The sequence below is a fragment of the Acidovorax sp. KPB24-03 genome (genome assembly GCF_057546605.1).
Genome location: NZ_BAAJYR010000604.1, coordinates 1 through 1,589 on the forward strand (window position 1 = coordinate 1; position 1,589 = coordinate 1,589).

At 69.7% G+C, this 1,589-nt stretch carries 3 protein-coding genes; 2 read left to right on the forward strand and 1 reads right to left on the reverse strand.

Going from position 1 to position 1,589, the window contains the following annotated elements; all coding sequences use genetic code 11:
* Positions 1-324: Kae1-like domain-containing protein (locus AC27KI_RS24420; RefSeq protein WP_487116337.1), on the forward strand; the 324-nt coding region annotated here is incomplete at its 5' end.
* A 165-nt stretch (positions 325-489) separates the two neighbouring features.
* Here the strand turns inward: AC27KI_RS24420 and AC27KI_RS24425 are convergent.
* Complete coding sequence (locus tag AC27KI_RS24425; protein ID WP_284403044.1) at positions 490-867, reverse strand: Hsp20/alpha crystallin family protein; 378 nt, start codon at positions 865-867, stop codon at positions 490-492.
* A 346-nt stretch (positions 868-1,213) separates the two neighbouring features.
* On the opposite strand from AC27KI_RS24425, the gene AC27KI_RS24430 reads away from it, so the two are divergent.
* Positions 1,214-1,589 (forward strand): DUF2242 domain-containing protein (locus AC27KI_RS24430; protein ID WP_487116339.1); only part of this gene is annotated, 376 nt, incomplete at its 3' end.

Here is a 1,589-nt window from a genome sequence, read left to right on the forward strand (position 1 = left end):
AAGGCCGACCTGGCCGCCAGCACGCAGGCCGCCATCGTGGACGTACTGGTGCGCAAGACGGCCGCCGCGCTGCAGCAGACCGGGCTGCGCCGCGTGGTGGTGGCGGGCGGCGTGGGGGCCAACCGGCACCTGCGCGAGCAGCTCAATGCCGCCTGCGCCCGCGCCCAGGTGCGCGTGCACTACCCCGAGCTGCACCTGTGCACCGACAACGGCGCCATGATCGCCATGGCCGCCGCCATGCGCCTGCAGGCCGGCCGCCAGCAGGCCAACCGCGACTACGCCTTCGACGTCAAGCCGCGCTGGCCGCTCGATACGCTGCAGTGATCGCGCAGGCCACCCGGCCACAGCTGGCGGCGATGCGCCTGCGCACATGAAAAAGCGCCCTGGCGTGGCGGCCAGGGCGCTCGTGAAAACCGGCCGAGTGGCGCGGCGAGGCGTTCGATGCGAACGCCTTGCCGGCGCCACATCCGCAGCGGATGCGGGCCAGGGTCAGCCGATGGCCAGCTGCGTGGCGCGGCTCACCGGCACCACCTTGCCCAGCACCAGCGTCAGCACGCCGTTTTCCAGCTTGGCGGAGCTGGTGGACACGTCGATGTCCGCCGGCAGCTCCCAGGCGCGCTGCACCTGGCGCGGCGCACCCTCCACGCTGGTCAGGCGCACCTGATTGCCTTCGATGGTCAGCTGCAATTGGTCACGGCTCAGGCCGGGCAGATCCATCTGCAGGGTGACGGTCTTTTCGTCCTGCTGCACGGTGTAGCCGGCGGCGGCCGGGGTGGCCAGGGTATGGTTCAAAAAGCGCTGCAGGGCCACGTCGGCGGAGCGGGGGGCGTTGAAAGCGGCGCGGCGGATCACGGGGGCGAAAATCATGGAAAAACTCCTGGAAAAACAGTGTCTTCGCGGCTCCCGGGTCGTTCGCCGCATGGTCCACAAATGTGTGTGGCGCGCTGCATTTCAAGGGCTTTTGAGCACGCGAATCGGCGCTTCACGCGCATTGGATCGGCCTGGGGATGCCTGCCGTTTTTACAAGGTGCCCCCGCGCACGGGGTTGCGCGGCCGGAACCCGCGCGGCGCTGCCGCATCCCATGTGCAGCCGCCCCCGCGCCGGTTGCGCGGGGTTACATCCCTTTGTCCGGACGCGTCTTTCGCAGCCTTCACAATGCACGCTGATCAGGGAATCGCCATGCCTACTCTTCGTCCATCACCTTCAAGCTCCATGCCTTCGCGCCATCCCCGCACCGTCTGGGTGCTCGCGCTGTCCGCTGCGCTCGTCGCCACCCTGGCCGGTTGCGCTTCCAGCTCGGTCCCCGGCCTGGACCGCACGCCGCGCTTCGACCCGGACGACTTCGACAGCGCCAGCATGCACACCCGCCACATCAATGCACCGCAGGCGCGCGTGTGCGAAGGCGCCCGCCGCGCCCTCCTGAGCCAGGGCTACCTGGTGAGCACCGCCAGCGCCGAAGTGGTGGCCGGGCGCAAGTACTTCCAGCCGTCCAGCGACATCCACTACGAGGTCGAGATGCGCGTCGTCTGCGCCACCGAGGGCGGCGACAAGACCCGCACCGCCGCCTTCGCCAGCGCCCTGCAGGACC

Coding starts and splice junctions, on each gene's coding strand:
- AC27KI_RS24425 (WP_284403044.1), bottom strand. CDS start 867: ATGATTTTCGCCCCCGTGATCCGCCGCGCCGCTTTCAACGCCCCCCGC.